Source organism: Micromonospora sp. NPDC003776 (assembly GCF_053605645.1).
The window spans coordinates 1-3,362 of record NZ_JBSGJR010000674.1 but is presented as its reverse complement, the minus strand read 5'-3'; the positions used below and the strand labels follow the sequence as shown (position 1 = coordinate 3,362).

Here is a 3,362-nt window from a genome sequence, read left to right as displayed (position 1 = left end):
CGTTCAGCGGTCGTTCATGCCGGCGCGGCGGCGCAGCGCGGCCACGTCGGTCACCACGATGCGGCGCCCCTCCGTGCGCAGCCAACCCCGGCTGGCGAACGAGCCGATCGCCTGGTTGACGCTCTGCCGGGAGCCGCCGGCCATCTCGGCCAGCTGGCTCTGGTTGAGCTCAATCGTGATCATCGGGGCCTGGCTCTCGCCGGCCAGCCGGACCAGCGTCTTGGCCACCCGGCCGGGCAGGTCGAGGAAGACGTGGTCCGCGTTCTGCTCGGTGAGCCGGCGGATCAGCCCGCCCAGCGAGCGCATCACCGCGTCGAGGATGCGGGGGTTGGAGTGCACCAGCTCCATGAAGGCCGGGCGGGACAGTGCCAGGGCGGCGCAGTCCTCGATCGCCTCGGCCGACGCCGACCGGGTGGAGGCGTCCAGCAGGGAGACCTCGCCGAGCACGTCGGGCGGTCGGATCACCGACAGCACGGCCCGCTCACCGGTCGGCGCGGTGCGGAACACCGCCACCGCCCCCCGGCGCAGCACGATCAGCGACTCGCCGGGGTCGTTCTCCACGAAGAGCAGCTGACCCTTGCGGTACGTGCGCGGCACGGCGGCGGCGATGACCCGCTGCCGCACCTCCGGCTCCAGCCCGGCGAACATCTCCACGCCCGTGAGCGCGTCACCCGGCTCCGGCAGGCGAACCTCCACGGCCCAACCCCTCCCCGGTCAAGGACCACAACTCGCACCCCGGGTGAACCTGTCATCCCCGGCACGAGGCATCAGAACCGGTTCGGCGTCCGGCGGCGGTACACATCAGATCATGACGGTCCCGTCGCGTGCTGTACACCCCTGGAAACACTTCCGTGACCCGCCCGAGCTGGGACGCGGGCGTCGGTGACCTCGACGGACGCCCCGCCGGAGGGCCGCCCGCGGCGGTGGGCGAGGATGGCGGGGATGGTCTACCGCTACTTCTACGACTGCGAGTTCATCGAGGACGGCCGGATCGTCGACCTCGTGTCGATCGGCGTCGTCGACGAGTACGGCCGCGAGTTCTACGCGGTCTCCACCGAGTTCGACGACTCCCGGGCCGTGCCCTGGGTGCGCCGCAACGTCCTGGACAAGCTCCCCTCGCCGGCCGACCGTGCCTGGCGCTCCCGGGAGCGGATCCGCGACGACCTCTACGAGTTCCTGATGGCGCCGGTCCGGGACCGGCCGGGGGAGCAGCTGGAGCTGTGGGCCTGGTACGCGGCGTACGACCACGTGGTGCTGGCCCAGCTGTGGGGCGCGATGCCGGCGCTGCCCCGGGAGATCCCCCGGTTCACCAAGGAGCTGCGCCAGCTCTGGGACGACCGGGGGCGGCCGCGGCTGCCGGACGCCGACGCCGACCGGCACGACGCGCTGGTCGACGCCCGGCACAACCTGGCCCGGTGGCGGGCGATGACCGAGCGGTGACGCTCGCGCAGGTTTGACCGGTTCTGTCCGGGGCACGGTTGGCCACGAGCCGACCGGAGGGAGTGCCCCATGAGCACCACACCGAGCACCGCCCGCGACGCCCGCCGCCGGGTCACCGAGCTGGTCCGGGACGCCCGGATCTGCCTGCTGACCACCACCGCCGTGGACGGGCGGCTGGTCAGCCGGCCGATGGCCCTGCAGGAGGCGGAATTCGACGGAGACCTCTGGTTCTTCGCCCACGCGGATTCCGCCAAGGTCCGCCAGATCCGGGTGAACCCGCAGGTCAACGTCGGCTTCTCGGACCAGCGCCGGCACGCCTGGGTGTCGGTGGCCGGCACCGCGCAGGAGGGCTGGGACGCCGCGCGCGCCGAGCGGCTGTGGCACCCGCTGCTGAAGACCTGGTTTCCGGACGGACCGGACACCCCGGGGCTCACCTTGATCAAGGTGCACGCCGGGTCGGCGGAGTACTGGGACTCGCCCGGCGGGGCCGTGGTCAACCTGCTCGGGTTCGCCAAGGCGGCGGTGACCGGCCGCCCGCCGCGGCCGGGGGAGAACCACGAGGTCAGCTACTGACCGGTAGCCGGTCCGGCGGCCGGAAACGGCCCGGGGCGCGGTGTCGGCGTACACCTACGCCGACTACAGTGCGCACTGACGGCCCGCCCCGGGCCGGCAACGGCGCCGATGGTCTGATCTGACACATATCCTGGGGCTTATCCGGGCTTCACCTGATGCTCCAGGAGGATGAGCAGATCATGCGTATCGGCGTGCTCACCGGCGGCGGCGACTGCCCAGGTCTCAACGCGGTGATTCGGGCGGTGGTCCGCAAGGGCGTCGCCACCTACGGTCACGAGTTCGTGGGCTTCCGGGACGGCTGGAAGGGCCCGCTCGAGGGCCTGACCAAGCCGCTGGGCATCGCGGAGGTCCGCGGCATCCTGCCGCGCGGCGGCACCATCCTCGGCTCGTCCCGGACCAACCCGTTCAAGATCGACGGCGGGGTCGAGCGGATCAAGGAGAACCTGGCCGCCCAGGGCGTCGACGCGCTGATCGCCATCGGCGGTGAGGACACCCTCGGCGTCGCCACCAAGCTGCACGAGCTGGACGTCAAGGTCGTCGGCGTGCCGAAGACCATCGACAACGACCTCGGCGCCACCGACTACACCTTCGGCTTCGACACCGCGGTCAACATCGCGATGGAGGCCATCGACCGGCTGCACACCACCGCGGAGAGCCATCACCGCACCCTCGTCGTCGAGGTGATGGGTCGGCACGCCGGCTGGATCGCCCTGCACGCCGGCCTGGCCGGTGGCGCCAACGTGATCCTGCTGCCGGAGCGGCAGTTCGACGTCGAGCAGGTCGCCGGGTACGTCGAGAAGCGCTTCCAGCACCAGTACGCGCCGATCGTCGTGGTCGCCGAGGGAGCCCAGCCGCTGGACGGCCAGATGGTCCTGCACAACCAGGAGCTCGACGCCTTCGGCCACGTCCGCCTGGGCGGCATCGGCCAGTGGCTCGCCGAGCAGCTGGAGGCCAGGACCGGCAAGGAGGCCCGCACCGTGGTGCTCGGCCACATCCAGCGTGGCGGCACGCCGACCGCGTTCGACCGGGTCCTCGCCACCCGCCTGGGCCTGCACGCCATCGACGCGGCGCACGAGGGCGACTGGGGCAAGATGGTCGCGATGAAGAGCACGGACATCATCCGGGTCCCGCTCGCCGAGGCCACCCGCGAGCTGAAGACCGTGCCGCTGGAGCGGTACGCCGAGGCCGAGGTCTTCTTCGGCAGCTGATCGACGGCCGCTGGCGCGGCGGGCCGGCCGGGGCGGCCCGCCCCCCCGCGGGGCGGGGGGGGTTCCGGTGCATGGGAACCGACGTGCTCACCGGCGCGGGGGTAGGCGCCGGCCAGATAGGCGTGGAGATGGTGTCCGGGC

At 72.2% G+C, this 3,362-nt stretch carries 4 protein-coding genes; 3 read left to right on the top strand and 1 reads right to left on the bottom strand.

Features of this window, described 5'->3' with window-relative positions:
• Nucleotides 1-3: 3 nt before the first annotated feature.
• A complete protein-coding gene (locus ACWEVO_RS33115) occupies nucleotides 4-696 on the bottom strand; it encodes a Crp/Fnr family transcriptional regulator (protein ID WP_073838866.1) in 693 nt (230 codons plus the stop codon).
• Between the two features lie 246 nt (nucleotides 697-942).
• On the opposite strand from ACWEVO_RS33115, the gene ACWEVO_RS33110 reads away from it, so the two are divergent.
• The 3 genes from ACWEVO_RS33110 (at nucleotide 943) to ACWEVO_RS33100 (ending at nucleotide 3,221) form a co-directional block, all read left to right on the top strand.
• Nucleotides 943-1,440, top strand: a complete 498-nt coding sequence (locus tag ACWEVO_RS33110) for a polyadenylate-specific 3'-exoribonuclease AS (RefSeq protein WP_452311366.1) — start codon at nucleotides 943-945, stop codon at nucleotides 1,438-1,440.
• Nucleotides 1,441-1,509: 69 nt separating this feature from the next.
• Nucleotides 1,510-2,013 (top strand): pyridoxamine 5'-phosphate oxidase family protein, encoded by a 504-nt coding sequence (locus tag ACWEVO_RS33105; RefSeq protein ID WP_452311364.1) that lies wholly within the window; start codon nucleotides 1,510-1,512, stop codon nucleotides 2,011-2,013.
• Nucleotides 2,014-2,192: 179 nt separating this feature from the next.
• Nucleotides 2,193-3,221: a 6-phosphofructokinase gene (locus ACWEVO_RS33100; protein ID WP_452311365.1), complete on the top strand. Its 1,029-nt coding sequence runs from the start codon at nucleotides 2,193-2,195 to the stop codon at nucleotides 3,219-3,221.
• The last annotated feature ends 141 nt before the right edge of the window (nucleotides 3,222-3,362 follow it).

What these genes read in the sequence shown, in the direction of transcription:
- ACWEVO_RS33105 (WP_452311364.1), top strand. Translation starts at nt 1,510, where the DNA reads ATGAGCACCACACCGAGCACCGCCCGCGACGCCCGCCGCCGGGTCACC.
- ACWEVO_RS33110 (WP_452311366.1), top strand. Translation starts at nt 943, where the DNA reads ATGGTCTACCGCTACTTCTACGACTGCGAGTTCATCGAGGACGGCCGG.
- ACWEVO_RS33100 (WP_452311365.1), top strand. Translation starts at nt 2,193, where the DNA reads ATGCGTATCGGCGTGCTCACCGGCGGCGGCGACTGCCCAGGTCTCAAC.